The sequence below is a fragment of the Chlamydia avium 10DC88 genome, from assembly GCF_000583875.1.
Classification (GTDB): Bacteria; Chlamydiota; Chlamydiia; order Chlamydiales; family Chlamydiaceae; genus Chlamydia; species Chlamydia avium.
In genome coordinates this window covers 851906-871678 of record NZ_CP006571.1, presented here as the reverse complement: position 1 = coordinate 871678, position 19773 = coordinate 851906, and the positions used below count along the sequence as shown (strand labels likewise).

The following is a 19773-nucleotide window of genomic DNA, read 5'->3' as shown; positions in this document are numbered from 1 at the left end:
TTCGTGGTGTATTAATGAATAGTAATTCCGCACAAAAAATAATAGATTCTATAAAACAAATACTTACTCTTTATAATATAGACTTTGATCCTTCTTTTGGTTCTGTCTTATCCTCTGATTCTGAAGTAGATTACGAATATTTAATGGAAAAAACCCAAGAAAAAATCCAAGAACTTGATAAACGTTCTCAAGAAATTCTCCGACAAACAGGAATGACAAGAGAACAAATGGAAGTATTTGCAAATAACCCTGATAACTTCTCTCCAGAAGAATGGCTAGCATTAGAAAATATTCGAGCTTCTTGCGACGAATATAAAAAAGAAACAGAAGCTATTATTAATGAAGTTTCTAAAGAGTTGGGATTTGAAGATTCTACAAAAACCACAAAAAAGAAACCCAAAACAACATCAACCAAAAAAAATAAGAAAAAAAACTGGATTCCCTTATAAAAACTTCTATAATCCTGTAGTATGAAAATTACTATTACTCAGGGTTTAGATTTATCTTTACAAGGGTCTCCTAAAGAATCAGGATTTTTAAAAAGAATAGATCCTGCTTTTGTTTCTGTAGATCTGCGTCCCTACTCTGCTTTATCCCTAAAACTTAAAGTAGAGCCGGGTGATGCTATCCAAGCAGGAGCCCCCATAGCTGAATACAAACATTTTCCCGGAGTATTCATTACCACTCCAGTATCTGGAACCGTAAAAGACGTTCGAAGAGGAGAAAAACGCTCCTTGATCGATGTCTTGATTCAAAAAAACCCAGGACAATCACAAACAAAATATTCTTACGATCTTTCTCAACTCACGCAAAAAGATCTACTTGAAGTGTTTAAAAAAGAAGGGTTGTTTTCTCTTTTTAAACAGCGACCCTTTGATATTCCAGCCTTGCCCCACTTACGTCCTAGAGATATTTTCATTAATCTTGCAGATAATCGCCCCTTCATCCCCTCAATAGAAAAACATCTTTCTGTATTTTCCTCTAGAGAAGAAGGTTTCTATGCTTTTAATGTTGGAGTGCGTGCTATAGCCAAGCTTTTCAGCCTATGTCCTCATATTATTTCTACAGACCGCCTTGTTCTTCCTGAAAACGATTTAAAATCTGTAGCTCATCTGCATAAAATAACAGGCCCCTATCCTTCGGGGTCTCCATCCACACATATTCATTACATAGCCCCCATCGCCAACGAAAAAGATATTGTATTTACAATCACCTTCAAAGAAGTCTTAGCTATAGGTTATTTATTCCTGAAAGGAAGGATCCTCGATGAACATGTTGTTGCATTAGCGGGATCTGGATTAAAACCTTCTTTAAGACGTTATGTAATTACTACTAAAGGAGCTGACATCTCTAGCCTTCTCCCATTAGAAGAAATTTCTTCCACCAATATATCTCTCATATCGGGAGACCCTTTAACAGGAAGATTATGCAATGGAGAAATTCCCTGCCTAGGTATGAGAGATTCAACTGTTACTGTAATCCCTGTCCCCCAACAACGTGAATCTTTAAGTTTTTTAAGATTAGGTATTAACAAACCCACACGCACTAGAACCTATCTTTCAGGATTCTTAAAAAGAAAACAAACTTACATGAATCCCGACGCAAATCTTCATGGAGAACCTCGTCCTATCATAGACACGGAAATCTATGATAAAGTTATGCCTATGAAAATTCCCGTTGTTCCTTTAATTAAAGCTGTGATTACTAAAAACTTCGAATCTGCTTGTATGTTAGGATTCTTAGAAGTATGTCCGGAAGATTTTGCCCTTCCCACTTTTATAGATCCCTCTAAAACAGAAATGTTAAAAATCATCCAAGATGCTTTACTACTCTACGCAAAAGAATCAGGAATATTAACTCCAGAAGCTGAGTAAATAGTTCTTTGAAGAACTATAAATAATGATGAGACAGCATTTCTAATATCATAGGAGTGGCATAAGAAATAATCATATCAGCTCCCGAGCGTTTAATTGCAACTAACGACTCATACAATACAGCCTCTTTACTTACCCATCCTAATGTAGAAGCTGCAGCCATCATAGAATACTCCCCGCTGACTTGATAGGCAGCTAAAGGCAATGTTGTTTTCTGGCGAACACGATATAAAACATCAAGATAATATCCTGCAGGCTTGATCATTAACATATCAGCCCCTTCCTGCTCATCTAAAGAACACTCTAATAAAGCCTCTAAAGCATTTTGAGGATTCATCTGATAATTGCGTTTATCCCCTATTTGTAAATGCGATCCTAAAACATCTCGAAATGGACCATAAAGAGAAGAAGCATATTTAACACTATAGGAAAGAATTAAAACTTGATACCATCCAGACTGATCTAACATAGAACGAATGTAGGACACCCTACCATCCATCATATCACTAGGAGCAACAATATCTACCCCCATCTCCGCATGTAAAGTCGCGATATTTCCAAATATTCTAACGCTTTCATCATTAATAACTTCTCCTTTATCATCTAAAATTCCATCATGCCCATGAGTAGTGTAAGGATCTAAAGCGATATCACTGATCACACATAAATTAGGAAAAGCTTTCTTAATTTCAAAAATGCCTTTACAAAGAATGTTTTTAGGATTTGAAGAATAAGAACCATAAGCATCCTTAAGATGTTCGGGAATAATAGGAAATAATATCACAGCACGAAGTCCTAAAAGACAAAGCCTTTCTATTTCCTTTAGCAAAAGATCTAAACTCCATTGATATACCTGAGGGAGATTCGTGATTTCCTCTCGAATATTCTTTCCTTCCTTAATGAAGAAAGGACAAATAAAGTCTTGAGGAAGTAATGTTGTTTCTGCAACTAAATCTCTGATCGCTGCTGTCCTTCTATTTCTACGAGGACGTTTAAGCAAACCTAATGAACACATACTAGAAATCCCTCAACAATTCCCACACACTACGAAAAAGAGATAATATTTATATTAACTTTTTTCTTCTTCTTCTTATGGTGTGGGAGTTGTTTAAAAGTTTATTTCTTAGAGAGAGAAAGGTGTGATTAAATTGTTCAAAACTTTGTTCAAACTATGTTCGATTTGTAAATAAATCCAGATTTCTCATGTTTATGAACACAATATCAACTTTTTTCCCACCATGTTTTTAGTAAAAACTCCTTTGTTTTTTCTAATTCTTGTGGCAGGCTTTTTAAATTTTGGGGTTCTTTTATGTTGAGTAGAGATGAAGAGTTTTCTACAGAGCAAAAGAAGAGTTTATCTCATTTCGTTACTAATTTAGAAAAAAACATTTTTGCGTTAAAAAACCTTCCGGAAGTAGTTAAGGGAGCTTTATTTTCTAAATATTCTCGATCAACATTAGGATTACGTTCTTTATTGTTAAAAGAGTTTCTTGAGGGAGAGGGAGGAAGTTTTTTAGACTCTCCAGGAGAAGATTTTGAAATAGGGGTACAAAAAGCTTCAGATTTTTATCGTAGAGTTCTTGATGGATTTGGAGACGATTCTATAGGTGAACTAGGAGGAGCCCACTTAGCTATAGAAGGGATTTCTATGCTAGCTGCTAAAGTTTTAGAGAATGCTCGTATTGGAGGATCTCCATTAGAAAAGTCTTCTAGATATGTGTATTTTGATCAAAAAGTAAAGGGGGAGTATTTATATTACCGTGACCCTATTTTGATGACATCGGCCTTTAAAGACGTGTTTTTGGACGCCTGTGATTTCCTATTCGATACTTATGCAGACTTAATTCCCAAAGTTCGTTGTTATTTTGAAAAGATTTATCCTAGAGAAGTTGAAGTCTCTCAATCTGCTTACAGTATTTCTTTAAGAGCTAAGGTTCTTGATTGCTTGCGTGGTCTTCTTCCCGCGGCTACTCTGACAAATTTGGGTTTTTTTGGTAATGGAAGGTTTTGGCAAACTTTGTTGCACAAGCTTCAATGTCATAATTTAACCGAAGTACGTCAAATTGGAGAGAGTTCTTTAACCGAGCTTATGAAGATTATTCCTTCATTTATTAGTCGTGCCGAATCTCACCACCATCACCACCAAGCAATGTGTAATTATTGGCAGGTTCTAAAAAAACAGCTGGTAAGTTTATCTGAAAAATATGGTGCTGATTTGCCTGTTTCTAAAAATGAAGGGGTTCGTTTGGTTTATGGAGACCCTGAGGGAATTTATAAAGTGGCGGCAGGGTTTCTTTTTCCCTATTCAGAACATACTTATTCAGACTTAATTAATATTTGTCGTTCATTGCCACAAGAAGATCTCACATCCATTTTAGAAGCCGGAGCTTTTGTTAGAGAAAATCGAAGACATAAGTCTCCACGTGGTTTAGAATGTCTTGAATTTGGATTTGATATTACTGCAGATTTTGGTGCTTATAGAGATCTTCAACGTCATAGAACTCTTACTCAAGAACGTCAATTGCTCACAACAAAGCTGGGCTATCATATTCCTCAATCGCTAATAGATACCCCAATGGAAAAAGATTATAGGGAGGCTATGGAGAAAGCTGAAAACGCTTATAATCAAATAGCTGGGGAATTTCCTGAAGAAGCACAATATGTTGTTCCTCTTGCTTATAATATTCGTTGGCTATTCCATATTAATGGAAGATCTCTTCAATGGCTGTGTGAGCTTCGATCTCAGGTTCAAGGCCACGAAAATTATAGAAAAATTGCTATTGATATGGCTAAGGAAGTGATAAAGTTTAATCCTGCATACGAAACCTTTTTTAAATTTGTTGACTACTCAGAATGCGACTTGGGGAGAATACAACAGGAGTCACGGAAAAATTTGTAACACATTTTTATAAAATCTTTGCGTTTACAGGAACAAATAGGGTCTGGTATTTTTGTTCCTTTCTTAGTAAAGGTTAAAAAATGAAAAGCCTCATCGATAATAACTTAGTCAAATTTAAAAATATTTCAAAAACTAAGCAGGGTATTTTTGTAAATTTTCAAGTTAAGGGAGAAAGAGGGGGAGCTACCTTCACAGCTTCTATAGCTGTAGATATAGAATCAGCAGATGTATCTTCTGTTGATACTCTAGAAACAATCATTGAAAGATGTGCTCATATTGGAGTTACAGAATTTAAAAAATGCGAGTTTCAGTTTGAAGGAATAACTTGCTTGTGAAAGTATTTTCCTGGGTGTAGCGCAGCCTGGTAGCGCACTTGCATGGGGTGCAAGGGGGCGGAGGTTCAAATCCTCTCACCCAGATTTTCTTTTCAATGCCTACCTAGTAGGTGCGAACGCTCATATATTCTATAAGCGTTTCTATTTCAGAAGAATCTTTTAAACCATGATTTTTTAGATGATTGAGTAAACTCAAGCAATTAGTGATTGAGGAGTTTAAAGTCGCTTTTGCTTCTTCTATACCAAATAGTAAGGCATAGTTTAAACCTACATCTTGGCGATCCTGGTTCATATCTAAAATATCATCTTTTAATTGAAAAAGAAGACCAAATTGCCTAGAAAACTCAAGGATTTGGGGAATACATGAAGTTGTACCTCCACCAAATAACCAACCAGATATACAAGCAACTTCAAAAAGGGATCCCGTTTTTTTGTTTATTATTGATTGGACATATTCAGGACCTTGGTTGTTAAAAAACATGTCTTCATATTGCCCAGCCAAAACCCCATTTACTCCTATATTTTTATCTATAATATCACAAATAATGCTGTAAGCTATGTTGATTTCTTCGGCATCAATACCCTGTTGTTTTAATTTTCTTGCGTTTGATCGAATATGAGCGTAGGCAGAAGGAATTAATGCATAGGAAGCTAAAAGAGCTGAAGCTTCACAGAATACTTTATGTACTGTAGGATGTCCCCTACGTTCATCATCATTGTCCATGCAAGGAAGGTCATCAGCAATTAAAGTGGATGTGTGTATGAATTCTATGGCTAAAGCAGAATCTAGAACGTCTCTGTTTTTCCCTAACCCTTTAGCAATCATACAAACTAACATAGGACGGATCCGTTTTCCCCCATTGGTTAGGGCGTACTCTACAGGTGCTCGTATGGATTGCGTTGGAGAACCAAAGGACTCTAAAGAGTTTTTAATCCCCTCTTCTATCATAATTTTATAGGTTTCAAATAATTCCATTGTAACCATGGAAACTTCCTTAAGCTAAATTACTTTCCCGGGATATATTTGTGTATAAGCTGGAAGACAGCGTCCTGGATTGATTACCACATTGCAGCCTACAGATGCCTGCTTCCCAATGAATGCTCCCACTTTTCTTAATTTTGTATTTATTTGTCCCTCTTCACCAGATATAGAAATTGTTTGTCCATCAAGGCGAAAATTGGCACAACGAACTCCAGCTCCTAAATTAACTTCCGCAGATAATACAGAATCTCCTACATAAGCAAAATGACTTGCTTTAGTATGATGACCTAAGTAAGAGTTTTTTAATTCACTACAATGACCAATAACACATTGTGTTCCCGTAATCACTCCCCCTCGTAAGTAAGCTCCATGACGCACTTCTGTTTGAGGTCCAATAATGCAGGGACCAACAATATAAGCCCCAGATTCTACGTAAGCTCCCTCACCAATTTCGATGCTCTCAATATTTTTTAAAAAAGCTCCCTTTTCTACAATTCCATGAATTCCAGAGAAAACATGTTGTGATAATTTTTGAGATAGCAACCCCAGAATATCCCAAACGTAATATGCTTCTGTAATAAGTTCTGGAAAAGGAAAATCTTCAGGGGAAAATAAAATGGATGCTAGCATGGCTGATTACAGTTTTACAAGTATTGTCTGTTTATGATCATTTAGTGACAAGAGTAATCAGAGAGGATTAAAAGAATAAAGCAAATCCCTAAATGTCATCATCAGAAAACACATAGCCTATACCACGAATTGTAGAAATTTTTGATCCATATGCTCCCAATTTTTTTCTTAAAGAAGCAATATGTACGTCTACATTTCTTGATATGATTTCTTGAGAATTATCTTTTATTTCTTCTAGTAAATGTTTTCTTAAGCAGGGACGACCTCGATTCATAAGAAGTTGTTTAAGTATTCCTGCTTCTGAAGGAGTGAGATGAATAGTTTCTTCTGGGGTATTTATGGTAAGATTTAGAAGATAAAAAGTACAATTTCCAAAAACAATATACTCTGGAATTGTATGTTTAGAATTATTTTGTCTTAGGAATGATCGAATTATAGCATCAATAACTCTAGCTGTCACAGGATACAGGATGTATCCCTGAGCTCCCTGATTTAAAATTTGAATTATCTTTTCTTCTTCAAAACTATTAAATAGTACAAAGTAATTTCCTTGAGAAGGAAGGAATTGCCAATCTTGTTCTGGGATGAGGGTCTGATCAAAAAAAATCAAATCAGATTTTACATTAAGTACGAACTCAGAAGAAGTGATAACTTGATATTTGAATTCAGAATGAGAAAATTCTTTTAACTCCAACGGGATATTATTGTTTTGGGTAACAAATAATATTGTTTTATCCGTAATCATAATTTGGATGCATTTGTACCATAATATTTGAGTGAGTAATACAAAATTATTTATTTTTCAAAGATTCTTTATGGTTTTTTAGTTTTTTTTGTTTAAAAAATAATTTTGCATAAAGACAATCCTATAGTTATAATTTACCCTTAATCAGTTGTGATTATTTTAAGATTAAATAGTTTAAGCAAAGTCGGTAAGTGCTTCACATGGTTCGCTACGTGTTATTTTGCGTATTTTTTTTCTCATGCTTTTCTGCTGGTGGAGGGTTGTATTTTTTGTATTCCATCCTCCCCTCAAAGACTTATTTAAATAACACAAAGATTGTAGTGGACGGAAGAAAAGAGAGAGAGATGTCTTTTTTGAAGCGCCCTCTTTCTAATAACAAACAGAAAACTCTTCTTTGTTATCAGGGTTTTCTTTTGCAAAAGCAAAGAAATATAAATCAATCAGATAAGATTTTTATCAAAATTTATGATGAAAATAAAAATGCGTCTTTTTTGTTTAAAGAAGAAGTCCTAGGGGGACGTATTCTTAATGCATTTTTCTTGGAAGACATAGATCTCATGCAGGAGTTAATAGAAACTCTACGACAGCAATTTTCTCAATCCCATCTCCTGCCTCTATTCGAATTTCTTTTACACTATAAGAAGAAGTGTTTTTCCCAAGCTTTAGATTCTTTATATTTATGGAAAGAATGCTTAAAAAGTCATGAGACCTCTTTACTTAGTGAAAATATTCAACTTCTACTTTCAGATTTCTTTTTAGAAAGCATGGAAGCTAACTGTTTAATTGAGATGGGCGAGTTTTCTTTAGGCAGGGTAATACTCAATCGCATCATTGAGAAGTTTTTAAAAAGAGAATGTGATTGGAATTCTGATATTTATGATAATGCTGTGTTGATGTTGGGGAGAAGTTATTTTTTAGAACTTCAACAATCACATTCATCTAAGGTGTATCCCGACTATTATGAAATGATCCTTTTCTATAAGAAAAAAGTTCACACCATAGATAAGAAAGTTTATGAACAATTTATTCCTCAAGAAACTTTTTTTTCTATGTTAATGGAACACATTTTTATCGTTCCTGAATCTAGACTTTCTCCTTTATTACAAATTATAGAGAATTGGGATCGTTTTTATTTTAATCCAAATCATGAATTGGTGATTCAGCCTCTAGTCAATCATTTTTTCTCTTCTTCCAACAAAGTATCACGTATCTGTTGTTCCATAGTGGGTTTTAGAGAGGATTCTTTAAAAAAGAAGCTCATAGATACATTTGGAGCAATTTTATCTGAAAAAGTTCTTCAGTTAAAAACCAACGAAGCGCAAAAAACTCTATCTTTATTGAAGCAGTTAGATTCAGATATTTTTTTAAGTAAAAAACTCATTATTTCTCCAGAGACTCTCCAGGAGATTATTTTTCACGATGATGTCAATTATACGAATCTAAGAAAATATCTAAATCTTTGGGAGGAAATCCAATCCTACGATATCGATAAGCAACAACTAGTAAAGCATTTAATTAAAATAGCTAATCAGTTGTGGCAATTAGGGACTTGTGACAATAAAGCATTAAATTTACTTCGAGTAATTTTACAGTTTACTAATTCTGATATAGAAAGCGAAAATATTGTTTCTCGTTTTGTGAAACAAACTTATAAAAATTTATTATCAAGCCATGCTATTTCTCGCTTATTACAATTGGAAGACTTCATAGTGGATATAGGACTTAATCCTATAACTGTGTGTGAAGAAGATATTGCTAATTTCATTGCTGATGCCGAATTCTTATATTCTCAGGGAAAATATAAACAAAGTTATCTTTACAGCTTGTGGTTAACGAAAATTGCCCCTTCACCACAGACTTATCGTTTATTAGCATTATGTCTTGTGGAACATAAGTGTTATGCAGAAGCTTGGGAATATTTTAGTTTATTATCCACTCATGCACGATATGACCCTAAAGTGCAAAAAGCATTAGCTTTGTGCTATAAGTGTTTATCTAAAGATTCTGGAATAAACTATGAGAAGTAAAACGTCGGCGTTTATATCATCATTAAATACTAACGTTCCTTCTGCTCTTAAAGATTCTCTTCAACAACAATACATTTTACCTATAGATTTAGCATTTTCTAAGAGGTATTCGCGATTAGATTCTGAAACAGATTTTATATTTTTGGCTATATTTTCTTCTCTTTTACGTTCTGGCTATCCCTTTCTTTCTATAGAAAACGGACGAATATTTCCTTCTATTCCAGGAATCTCAGAGCAATTATTTTATAATTGTTTTGCTAATCTTCACAGAGATCTTCTTTCTTCTTTATTTTTCGTGAAGGATAACAAGATTTATTTGCGCACATTATATCATACTCGTGAAAATCTGTTTCATAAGTTGTCATTGTTATCTAAAGCGGTGCCTAAATATATTATTTCTGATGTAAAAAATGATTTGTTGTCAGAAGAACAAAATCAGGTTTTTCAAAAAGCAATTCGTTCTTGTTTTTCGTTAATATGTGGGGGGCCTGGAACGGGGAAAACTTTTCTTGCTGTTCAAATTGTCCTTACTCTACTTCGAAATAATCCTCAAATGCGTGTTGCTGTAGTTACCCCTACGGGCAAGGCTGCTTCCCATATTCGTCAAATATTTGCTAGCAATGATATTTTGGGAGATAGGGTCTATATCCAAACAATACATCATTTTTTACAAGAATATGCGTATAAACGATGCAATCAAGTCGATCTTTTATTAGTGGATGAAGGATCTATGGTTACATTAGGTCTGCTTAATAGTTTGGTGAATACATTATCAGGGATGCGTGTGGATGGTCGTGTTCTTGCAGATAATTTAATCATATTGGGTGATGCACAACAATTACCTCCAATAGGGCTAGGAGCAGGAAATCCTTTACAAGATTTAATTGCCTATTTTCCTGAAAATACTCTACGTTTACAAATATCTCATAGAGCAAAAACAGATCAAATACACAATTTATCTCAGGCTATTTTAAATAAGCAATCGTTACCTTTTACTCCCCTGCCTCCTATTCACCAAGCTATTTCTATGATTAAGGAAATGTTTGTTCTATCTTCTTCTCAAATGTCTTTGTGCGTACTTACTCCAATGAGATATGGAAGATGGGGGTATTTACATTTAAATCATCTCGTTTTTTGTGAAATGCAAAAAACACATCCAGATTTATTGATTCCTATTATGATTACAGCGCGATATGCAACTTGGGGATTATCTAATGGAGATACGGGGTTTCTTTGTCATAAAACACGTAGATTACTTTTTCAGCATTGTCCTCCCATAGATGCCACTACTTTTTCTCACTATACATATAATTATGTAATGTCTGTCCACAAAAGTCAGGGAAGCGAATACGATCAGGTTATTGTAATAGTCCCGCAGGGGTGTGCTACTTTTGATTCTTCAATGCTTTACACGGCTATTACTCGTGCAAAGCATTCTGTTACAATTTGGGCTGAAGAAACTACCCTAAGGAAAATCATAAAGAAACGGCACAAATATCCTTATGAAGAAGCCTAAGTTTTTGGAAGCAAATCGTACGTGTTATCCTGTGATAATATCTTGAGCCAAATTAAATACAGAAGATAACAAACAGGAAATACCCAAAATAAGCGAAGCATGTAATCCAAGTAATGCCGGAGCAAACGAGAATACTAAGCTTACGGCATAAGCACCTAAATCTACTAGGTTGCAAATGAAGGAGAGCACTTTTTCTCTTATTATTTGTCTTATTTTTACCCTTTCTTCTGTTGAAGCAGGTTTGAATGCATTTACTACTGCTATGCAGGATGCATCATCAAGTGCTCCACACACAGAAGCTAGAGCTCCAAGGCTAATGCTTATTCCTCCTACTGTTTTAGCATGAGCTCCTAAGTTCACAAGCTTTAGAGGGTAATTGAAGAAGGACAAATTACCTATGATTTTAGAAAACAGGCGGGCCAGCTTGCGAGCAATACTTAACGGAGATCTAAGTATTCTTTGAGCTCGCCTTGTACGAGGACATATTTTCCAGAAGATGCCCCCCTTTTTCCCTGTTTGATAAAACATCGCTCCACTTAGTAGTTGAGTTAATTGAACTCCAATGTCCATCAAATTGTTCATTCCTATAGCTATACCACAAGCGGACTCTAGATTAACTAGCTTTTGTGCTACTGGGCTGGAAGACTCCAAAGCAGCTAGGGCAATTGACGAGGACGAGCCGATAACCCCCAGTAAATCATTGGTAAAACTTATATGATCATGAAGATTAGAAGATAGCCTTCGCGTTTTATTCATTACAAATAAAAAACTATTATTTATAGTAAAAGGATCATTTGCAGAAGGATTACTTGTGGATGTGGCTAAAGTACTCATAAATTATACCGATAAACTAAACTAAATATTTATATTAGCACGTTTGGTGGCGTGAGATTTAATTCGAGCAGCTTTATTGGCCTTAAAAATTCCTCTTTTCACTGCACGATCGGCCATGCTATAAACTAGTCGCAATCCGGTGGTAATATTTTCTTGATCACCCTCTTTTAAAGCTTGTTCGAATTTCTTAATTAAAGTTTTTACTTTAGACTTGAAGCTTTGATTGATTCGAGCGCGTTTTTGTGATGTAAGAACACGTTTTTCTGCAGAAGATCGCTTTTTAGGATCATTTTTCTTTGTAGTTTTTTTAGTTGCCATAATCACTCCGGTAGTCTGGCATATTATTAGCAAGGACTAAGAAATTTCGTTATTGATGAGATACAATAAGCCTCTAAAAAGTCTCATTGATTTAAGAGCTAAAATTGTAAAAGACTTCCAAATAAAAAGAAATAAAAATGAGGAGGAAGAAGTATATTTTTATGGAATAAATAAAGTTTTGTGTAAACATAAATATAGAGCCTACCTGAGGTGTTTTTAAATTTTTAATGAAAAGAGTAATCTCTCAAGTAGTGGCTGGGGTTTGAGTTTTATGTCCTTTGTGAAAAAATATTTTCACTATATTTTAAAATATTATTACTATTTTTTTCCTCTAGCAGCGTTTCTTATTCCCTTGATTTTTTTCTCTTGCCTTTCTGATTTTCAGAAAAATTATCAATACTTTGTCTTTTCTGTAATTTCTTCGGGTGGATGGTTTTTTGCTATCATTTGTAGGGAGAAGCAGTTGAAATTTGCTGCTAATCAGCTATTGCAAACTAAAATTCGTAAAATCATAGAAAAAGATGAAGGATTACGTAAGGTTTGTGCTTCTGTTGAAGAAGGGCGGCAAGAAAGCATGCAACTACGTTCTCGTAATCAGGAGCTTTCTAAGCAACTTCTTCTCGCGAGAAATGCTTTTATGAAAACTAAAGCAGAATTTCAGCAATTAGAAAGTTTAATTTCTCAATTAAAAGAAGAAAATCAATGTTTACATTTACAATTAGATGCTTTGTCTCAGGAATATAAGGAAAAAGAAGAGGAAAGTCAAAAATTACATCGCGAACTTACCGATGCTTTAGCGTACCAACAAGTTTTGAATGAGGAGTATCAGGCTACTTTTGAAGAACAGCATAATATGTTAGATGTCCGTCAAGCTTATATCGGAAAGCTGGAATCCAAAGTTCAGGATTTGATGTGTGAAATCCGTAATTTATTGCAGTTAGATTCGACAGCAGCTGAGCATTTTCCTAAAAAATCCCTATTACCTTCCAAGGATGTACCTAACCAGTTATTGTCAGAATTAAAAAAAATCGCTTTTAAAGTGGAAAATACTGAAGCAGCTTCTTCATTAACTGCTTCTCGTTATATAAGATCAGAATCTTCAGTTAGAAATTATTCTTTAGAATGTCGTCAATTATTTGATAGTTTACGCGAAGAAAATTTTGGTATGCTTTTTGTCTATGCTCCTCAGACTAGGCGTGCTGTTTTTGCTAATTCTTTATTTAAAGTTTGGACTGGACATGGAGTAGAAGATTTTTTTGCTATGGACGAGGACATCGTTGTTTCTGGATTGCCTCAGTGGGAAGCTGACTTGCGCATACAAGATCGTAAAGAACGATCGGGAAAGTTAGTTATTAAAACAAAAAGTCGTGGTCATACTCCTTTTTATTATTGTTTAACTGTTTTAAATAAAGGCCCTCTTCACAATCATGTTTTAGGAGTCCTACATCCTGTACATAGAGATGTTGTACAGGGGTAAATCGAAGAAAATCCCTAGATTTCCTATCTTTCTTTGGCTACACTATTGCCTAAAGGTTAGGGGTCTATATTGCAACCCAATAATTAGCTCATGAATACACAAAATGGTCAAGCTGTAGATGCAGCGCACGAAGAAGCTCAGAGAAAATTAGAAGAGTTGGTTACTCTTGCTAAGGATCAGGGCTTTATTACGTATGAAGAGATCAATGAAATTCTTCCCATGTCTTTTGATACACCTGAGCAAATTGATCAGGTTCTTATTTTTCTTACAGGGATGGACATTCAGGTCCTGAACCAAGCAGATGTTGAAAGACAAAGAGAGAGGAAGAAAGAGGCTAAAGAGCTTGAAGGTTTAGCAAAACGTACGGAGGGAACTCCTGACGATCCTGTCCGCATGTATTTAAAAGAAATGGGGACAGTTCCTCTATTAACTCGGGAAGAAGAAGTCGAAATTTCTAAAAGAATTGAAAAGGCTCAGATACAAATCGAGCGTATCATTTTACGTTTCCGTTATTCTACAAAAGAGGCTATTTCTATCGCTCAATACCTCATTAATGGGAAAGAGCGTTTTGATAAAATTATTTCTGAGAAGGAAGTTGAGGATAAGGCACATTTTTTAAAATTACTTCCTAAATTAATTACTTTACTTAAAGAAGAAGATGCTTATTTAGAAGCATTACTTTTGGCATTGAAACAAAATAATTTATCTAAGCAAGAAGTATCTAAATTAAATGATGATTTAGAAAAGTGTCGTATTCGTACACAAGCATATTTACGTTGTTTCCATTGTCGTCATAACGTGACTGAAGATTTCGGTGAAGTTGTTTTTAAAGCATATGATTCTTTTTTACAGTTGGAACAACAAATAAATGATTTAAAAATTCGTGCAGAGAGGAATAAATTTGCTGCGGCAAAGTTGGACGCAGCTAAACGACGTTTACATAAACGTGAAGTAGCTGCGGGAAGAACTCTAGAGGAGTTTAAAAAAGATGTTCGTATGTTGCAGCGCTGGATGGACAAGAGTCAAGAAGCAAAAAAAGAAATGGTAGAGTCGAATCTTCGACTTGTTATTTCTATAGCTAAGAAGTATACCAACCGAGGCTTATCTTTCTTAGATTTGATTCAAGAAGGGAATATGGGGTTAATGAAAGCGGTAGAAAAGTTTGAATACCGTAGAGGATACAAGTTTTCTACTTACGCTACTTGGTGGATTCGTCAAGCGGTTACTCGTGCTATTGCTGATCAGGCGCGTACTATTCGTATTCCTGTACACATGATAGAAACAATTAATAAGGTTCTTAGGGGAGCCAAGAAATTAATGATGGAGACTGGCAAAGAGCCTACTCCAGAAGAATTGGCCGAAGAACTAGGTTTAACTCCTGATCGGGTGAGAGAAATTTATAAAATCTCTCAACATCCTATTTCTCTACAAGCAGAAGTAGGAGAGGGTGGAGAAAGTTCTTTTGGAGATTTTTTAGAAGATACTGGAGTCGAATCTCCGGCAGAGGCTACTGGGTATTCCATGCTTAAAGACAAAATGAAAGAGGTATTGAAAACACTCACGGATCGTGAGCGTTTTGTGTTGATCCATCGTTTTGGTCTTTTAGATGGTAAACCGAAGACGTTGGAAGAAGTGGGCTCTGCTTTTAATGTAACTCGTGAGCGTATTCGACAAATTGAGGCCAAAGCATTGAGAAAAATGCGACACCCAATTCGTTCTAAGCAATTACGTGCGTTTCTTGATCTTTTGGAAGAGGAAAAAACGGGTTCACATAAAACGAAAAATAGTAAGGGATAGGAGTGAGTTTTTCTCAATTAAGTGCTACTACAGCGTCTTATCAATTGATAATATCTGATTTTCGATTATGGGTGCGTTTAGGGTGTTCGCCTGAGGAACGTCATTTTAAACAACCTATTTTAATCTCTCTTATTATTTCTTTTAGAGAGGAACCCATTGCTTGTGTTTCTGATGATCTCAATGATGCTACATGTTATGTTAGGTTAACTTCTTTAATAGAGGAAGTAGTTGATTCCTATCCATGTACGCTAATTGAACATTTATCTACGTTGATTATGCAGTCTTTAGAAGAGGAATTATCTAACCAGGTATCTCGGATAGATCTTGAAGTTTATAAAGAACGTCCTCCTGTTCCTAATGTGCTGAAGCCTATTTGTTTTAAAATAAGTAAACAGTTTGCGATATGACATCTCCACGTTTTGTTTGTTTATCTTTAGGTTCTAATTTAGGGAATCGTTTTGATAATTTCCGTAAAGCATATTTAAATCTCAAAGAATTAGGTATTCAAGATTTACAGAGTTCAGTAATTTTAGAAACCAAGGCTTTATTACTTCCTAATTCTCCAGAAACTTGGGATTTGCCTTTTTTTAATTCCGTAATTATAGGGAAAACTTCTTTATCTCCTTCAGAGTTATTAAAAAAATTAAAAAATATAGAAAATCTTTTGGGTAGAGATCTTCATGCTCCTGCTTGGTCACCTCGTACTCTAGATATTGATATTTTGTTGTATGGAGATGGTGATTATCAAGACAAAGATCTCACTATTCCTCATTCTGGGCTTTTGAAAAGGCCATTTTTGATTTCTCTTATTGCAGCACTTTGTCCGGATCGTCAATTATATCAACCAAACTCACCGTATCATTTGAAGACATTCGGAGAAATTGCTCATCTCTGTCCATGTCCTAGGGAGATGATTTTGAATGCATTTTCTCCTACAACATTTTGTATGGGCATTGTGAATGTTACGGACAACTCTATGTCAGATGGAGGGGAATACTTAGATCCGAATAAAGCTGTGGAACATGCTGAAAAGTTATTTTCTCAGGGAGCTAGTATTATAGATTTTGGTGCACAATCAACAAATCCTAAGGTCAAGCAGTTTCTTTCTGTAGAAGAAGAGTGGAAGCGCCTGGAGCCTGTTTTACAATTATTATCTTGTCGTTGGTCTGGATGTGCGCAATATCCCTATATTTCTATAGATACGTTTTATCCTGAAATTGCTATCAGAGCTTGCAATATCTATCCTATTCATTGGATTAATGATGTATCTGGCGGGTCTGAAAAAATGATCGAGGTTGCTAAAGAATTAGGAACATGTTTAGTAGTGAACCACTCCTGTTCTTTACCTCCATGTCCAGAAGCTACGTTAGATTTTACTTCTTCTCCTGTGGATCAGTTATTAGATTGGGGAAGGAGAAAAATAGAATTTTGTGATCATTTGGGATTAGATTGTTCTCAAATTATTTTTGATCCTGGAATAGGTTTTGGGACAACATCTATACAAGCTATGTACATACTGCAAAAAATGCAGATGTTTCGCGAGTTAGGTTGTCCTTTGTTAGTGGGGCATTCAAGGAAGTCTTGTTTTTCCTTATTAGGGAAGTATGACCCCAAAGATCGTGATTGGGAAACGGCGGCTATTTCTATTTTATTACAACAGCAGCGGGTAGATTATTTACGAGTACATGATGTTGCGCATAATCAGAGGGCGCTATCTGCATCTGCATGGTGCGGACAATCTGTATGAAAATTATTTTAGGTATAGCTGCTTGTGATCCTCGAGGAACCATTGGGAAAGGAAACCGACTGCCATGGGATTATCCTGAGGATTTGCGTTTTTTTTCTCATGTTATTGGGAAGTATCCTATTGTTATGGGAAGAAAAACATGGGAGGGGTTGCCGAAGCATCATTGTGTTCATCGTAAGGTGATAGTCTTTACACGACATACTTGTGTTAACTCCTCACATCTTATTTGGGTTTCTTCTTTGGAAGAATTTGATATTTTAACACTTCCCTCTCCCATTTTTGTGATAGGAGGAGGCGAAATCTTTTCTTTATTTTTGGAGAATTACAAAATTAGGGGATGTTTTCTCACGCATATTCGACAGTGTTATGATGGAGAGATTATATTTCCTTTATCTTTATTAGAAGGTTGGAAACAAACAGTGCTTCATCAGACACGAGATTTAAAATTTTGCTATTATGAAAATTACTCCTATTGTTACGCGGACGATTTTTCTATACGATGATTTGTATGCGATTTTGGAAGAATCGCTTCCAAAGTTAAAAGAGAAGTCTATTATTGTTATATCCTCCAAGATCATAAGTTTATGCGAAGGAGCTGTTCTTGATACTCATACAATAGCGAAAGATACCTTGGTAAAGCATGAAGCAGATGCATATGTTTATTCTATGCCTGGTCTGTATTTAACTAAAAAACAAGGAATTTTGATTCCTTCTGCTGGTATTGATGAATCCAATGCATTAGGTTATTATGTTTTATATCCTCGAGATTTATTAACTTCTACTAATGTTGTGGGAGAGTGGCTCAAGAAAATATATTCAGTAAAAGATTTAGGAGTCATTGTTGTTGATAGCCATACGACACCCATGCGTCGTGGTGTGTTAGGTTTGGGACTATGTTGGTATGGTTTTTCTCCTTTGTATAGTTATTTAGGGAAAAGAGATTGTTTTGGCCGTCCTTTACAGATGACAGCTATAAATCTTGTCGATGCATTATCTGCGTCTGCTGTTCTTTGCATGGGTGAAGGCGATGAACACACACCCTTAGCGATTATTGAAAATGCTCCTAAAGTTTCCTTCCATTCTTTCCCTACTCGACAAGAGGATATAGCAGCTTTAGGTATAGATGAAACCGAGGATATTTATGGTCCTATATTGCGTTCTATAGCTTGGCAATCTACTCATATGGGAACATGTTAACATTTAATCTCATTGTGTATAGAAATGAAATCCCCACGATACTGATATCTATGTATCGTGGAGAGATAATTTCTAAGAAACAATGGTTGCTAGTGGGGTTTCTTTATTTTCTTCAATAATTAATGATTTGGGAACAGAAGTTATTTCTAAAATACGTTTCTCTAACTCATCAAAGAGTTTTTTATTTTTCTTTAGTTCTTCTCGTACAGCTTCTCTGCCTTGTCCTAATTTACGATCTTGGTAATTAAACCAGGAACCTTTTTTCTCAATGATGTTGTGTTCGACAGCAAGATCTAAAATGCATCCGGCCGAAGAAATACCTTCATTGAATAGGATATCAAATTCAGCTGTTCTAAATGGAGGAGCGAGTTTATTTTTGGCAACTTTAACTTTGATACGATTTCCTAGATCAAAGTTTTCATTACCTTTTATTGCACCTATACGGCGAATATCAATGCGAATGGAGGAATAGAATTTTAATGCACGTCCTCCTGTTGTTGTTTCTGGATTACCAAAGCTTACACCTATTTTTTCACGAATTTGATTGATAAATATGGCGCAAGTTTGACTGCGTGCTAAAGTTGCAGTAAGTTTTCTTAAAGCTTGAGACATCATGCGTGCCTGCAAACCTACATGCATATCTCCAATATCTCCTTCGAGTTCGCTTTTGGGGACTAAGGCAGCAACGGAATCAATGACAATAACATCGACAGCTCCTGATCGTGCTAATAATTCAGCGATACTTAAAGCATCTTCACCACAGTCAGGTTGAGAAATCATTAAATCATTGATATTAGCTCCTATAAGGGAGGCATAGCTTGGATCAAGGGCATGTTCAGCATCAATATAAGCAGCAACACCACCCATTTTTTGGGCATTAGCAACAATGTGTGTGGCCAACGTTGTTTTTCCTGAAGATTCAGGGCCAAAAATTTCTACGATCCGTCCTTTAGGAACTCCTCCAATGCCTAATGCCAAATCTAAGGATAAAGCCCCTGTTTTAATTGTTGAAATTTCATGAGAGGCCAAGTGTTTCCCCAAACTCATGATGGATCCAGAACCAAATTGCTTTTCAATGTAAGCAATAGCTGCTTCTAGTGCTTTTTTCCGATCTGGTAAATTCATTTTAGGTGCTCCTTGTTTCCACTCTGCTTTTTCCCACAATTGAAGTGATTTTAAAAGGGGAAGTTAGATTGATTCTTATGATTTCCTACTAAATTGTTTGAGTGATTATTTTTGAGGTAGTTGGGATAGTTTATTGATTTGTATGGATAAACCAATTTTCCCCACCAGTCAAGATAGAAAGTCATAGTTATGAAGACATATAATGTGGTTATCGATGTTACAGTGTTATGGATCTTCATAAGAAAGTCAGTTGCCTTGATTATGACACTG

General features: G+C 35.4%; 19 protein-coding genes and 1 tRNA gene. 13 read left to right on the top strand and 7 right to left on the bottom strand.

From position 1 onward, the window contains the following. Positions 1-14 precede the first annotated feature (14 nt). Complete coding sequence (locus RT28_RS03840) at positions 15-449, top strand: hypothetical protein (protein WP_020355706.1); 435 nt, start codon at positions 15-17, stop codon at positions 447-449. 21 nt (positions 450-470) lie between these two features. After that, a complete protein-coding gene (locus RT28_RS03835) occupies positions 471-1874 on the top strand; it encodes a Na(+)-translocating NADH-quinone reductase subunit A (protein WP_038501007.1) in 1404 nt (467 codons plus the stop codon). Positions 1875-1890: 16 nt separating this feature from the next. Here RT28_RS03835 and hemB read toward each other — a convergent pair whose 3' ends face one another. After that, positions 1891-2889 (bottom strand): porphobilinogen synthase, encoded by a 999-nt coding sequence (gene hemB / locus RT28_RS03830; protein ID WP_038501004.1) that lies wholly within the window; start codon positions 2887-2889, stop codon positions 1891-1893. A 294-nt stretch (positions 2890-3183) separates the two neighbouring features. On the opposite strand from hemB, the gene RT28_RS03825 reads away from it, so the two are divergent. The 3 genes from RT28_RS03825 to RT28_RS03815 all read left to right on the top strand — a co-directional run bounded on the left by RT28_RS03825 (position 3184) and on the right by RT28_RS03815 (position 5192). Next, positions 3184-4773, top strand: a complete 1590-nt coding sequence (locus tag RT28_RS03825) for an FAD-dependent thymidylate synthase (RefSeq protein WP_038501000.1) — start codon at positions 3184-3186, stop codon at positions 4771-4773. 80 nt (positions 4774-4853) lie between these two features. After that, complete coding sequence (locus RT28_RS03820; RefSeq protein ID WP_020355702.1) at positions 4854-5108, top strand: hypothetical protein; 255 nt, start codon at positions 4854-4856, stop codon at positions 5106-5108. 10 nt (positions 5109-5118) lie between these two features. Next, positions 5119-5192: transfer RNA gene (locus tag RT28_RS03815), tRNA-Pro, on the top strand. 19 nt (positions 5193-5211) lie between these two features. Here the strand turns inward: RT28_RS03815 and RT28_RS03810 are convergent. From RT28_RS03810 to RT28_RS03800, 3 genes are all read right to left on the bottom strand, one after another. Continuing rightward, positions 5212-6093, bottom strand: coding sequence for a polyprenyl synthetase family protein (locus RT28_RS03810; RefSeq protein WP_020355701.1), 882 nt, complete (start codon positions 6091-6093; stop codon positions 5212-5214). 15 nt (positions 6094-6108) lie between these two features. Then, positions 6109-6720 carry an LbetaH domain-containing protein gene (locus RT28_RS03805; RefSeq protein ID WP_020355700.1) on the bottom strand — a complete coding sequence of 204 codons (612 nt, stop codon included), beginning with the start codon at positions 6718-6720 and terminating at the stop codon, positions 6109-6111. A gap of 88 nt (positions 6721-6808) precedes the next feature. Then, a complete protein-coding gene (locus RT28_RS03800; RefSeq protein WP_038500996.1) occupies positions 6809-7465 on the bottom strand; it encodes a winged helix-turn-helix transcriptional regulator in 657 nt (218 codons plus the stop codon). Positions 7466-7665: 200 nt separating this feature from the next. On the opposite strand from RT28_RS03800, the gene RT28_RS03795 reads away from it, so the two are divergent. Beyond that, a complete protein-coding gene (locus RT28_RS03795) occupies positions 7666-9492 on the top strand; it encodes a DUF1347 family protein (protein WP_038500993.1) in 1827 nt (608 codons plus the stop codon). Further along, the gene (gene recD / locus RT28_RS03790) at positions 9482-11008 is read left to right on the top strand and encodes an exodeoxyribonuclease V subunit alpha (protein WP_038500990.1); all 1527 of its coding nucleotides are present in this window, start codon (positions 9482-9484) and stop codon (positions 11006-11008) included. The genes RT28_RS03795 and recD overlap by 11 nt, the downstream gene beginning before the upstream one ends. Positions 11009-11032: 24 nt before the next feature. Here the strand turns inward: recD and RT28_RS03785 are convergent, their stop codons facing one another. Together RT28_RS03785 and rpsT are read right to left on the bottom strand one after the other, a co-directional pair. After that, on the bottom strand, positions 11033-11842 hold the full coding sequence (locus tag RT28_RS03785) for a hypothetical protein (protein WP_038500987.1): 810 nt from the start codon (positions 11840-11842) through the stop codon (positions 11033-11035). Positions 11843-11863: 21 nt separating this feature from the next. After that, positions 11864-12160, bottom strand: a complete 297-nt coding sequence (rpsT, locus tag RT28_RS03780; RefSeq protein ID WP_020355694.1) for a 30S ribosomal protein S20 — start codon at positions 12158-12160, stop codon at positions 11864-11866. A gap of 271 nt (positions 12161-12431) precedes the next feature. On the opposite strand from rpsT, the gene RT28_RS03775 reads away from it, so the two are divergent. The 6 genes from RT28_RS03775 (at position 12432) to RT28_RS03750 (ending at position 18378) form a co-directional block, all read left to right on the top strand. Beyond that, entirely contained in the window at positions 12432-13637 is a 1206-nt protein-coding gene (locus RT28_RS03775) for a hypothetical protein (RefSeq protein ID WP_038500982.1), read from the top strand. Positions 13638-13727: 90 nt separating this feature from the next. Beyond that, positions 13728-15434, top strand: a complete 1707-nt coding sequence (locus tag RT28_RS03770; RefSeq protein WP_020355692.1) for an RNA polymerase sigma factor — start codon at positions 13728-13730, stop codon at positions 15432-15434. A gap of 71 nt (positions 15435-15505) precedes the next feature. Further along, positions 15506-15841 (top strand): dihydroneopterin aldolase, encoded by a 336-nt coding sequence (gene folB / locus RT28_RS03765; RefSeq protein ID WP_038501329.1) that lies wholly within the window; start codon positions 15506-15508, stop codon positions 15839-15841. Beyond that, positions 15838-17181 carry a dihydropteroate synthase gene (folP, locus tag RT28_RS03760; RefSeq protein ID WP_038500979.1) on the top strand — a complete coding sequence of 448 codons (1344 nt, stop codon included), beginning with the start codon at positions 15838-15840 and terminating at the stop codon, positions 17179-17181. Before folB ends, folP begins: the two co-directional genes overlap by 4 nt. After that, entirely contained in the window at positions 17178-17684 is a 507-nt protein-coding gene (locus tag RT28_RS03755; protein WP_038500976.1) for a dihydrofolate reductase, read from the top strand. The genes folP and RT28_RS03755 overlap by 4 nt, the downstream gene beginning before the upstream one ends. Continuing rightward, a complete protein-coding gene (locus RT28_RS03750; RefSeq protein ID WP_020355688.1) occupies positions 17638-18378 on the top strand; it encodes a putative folate metabolism gamma-glutamate ligase in 741 nt (246 codons plus the stop codon). The genes RT28_RS03755 and RT28_RS03750 overlap by 47 nt, the downstream gene beginning before the upstream one ends. 72 nt (positions 18379-18450) lie before the next feature. Here the strand turns inward: RT28_RS03750 and recA are convergent, their stop codons facing one another. Beyond that, the gene (recA, locus tag RT28_RS03745; RefSeq protein WP_038501326.1) at positions 18451-19503 is read right to left on the bottom strand and encodes a recombinase RecA; all 1053 of its coding nucleotides are present in this window, start codon (positions 19501-19503) and stop codon (positions 18451-18453) included. Between the last annotated feature and the right edge of the window lie 270 nt (positions 19504-19773).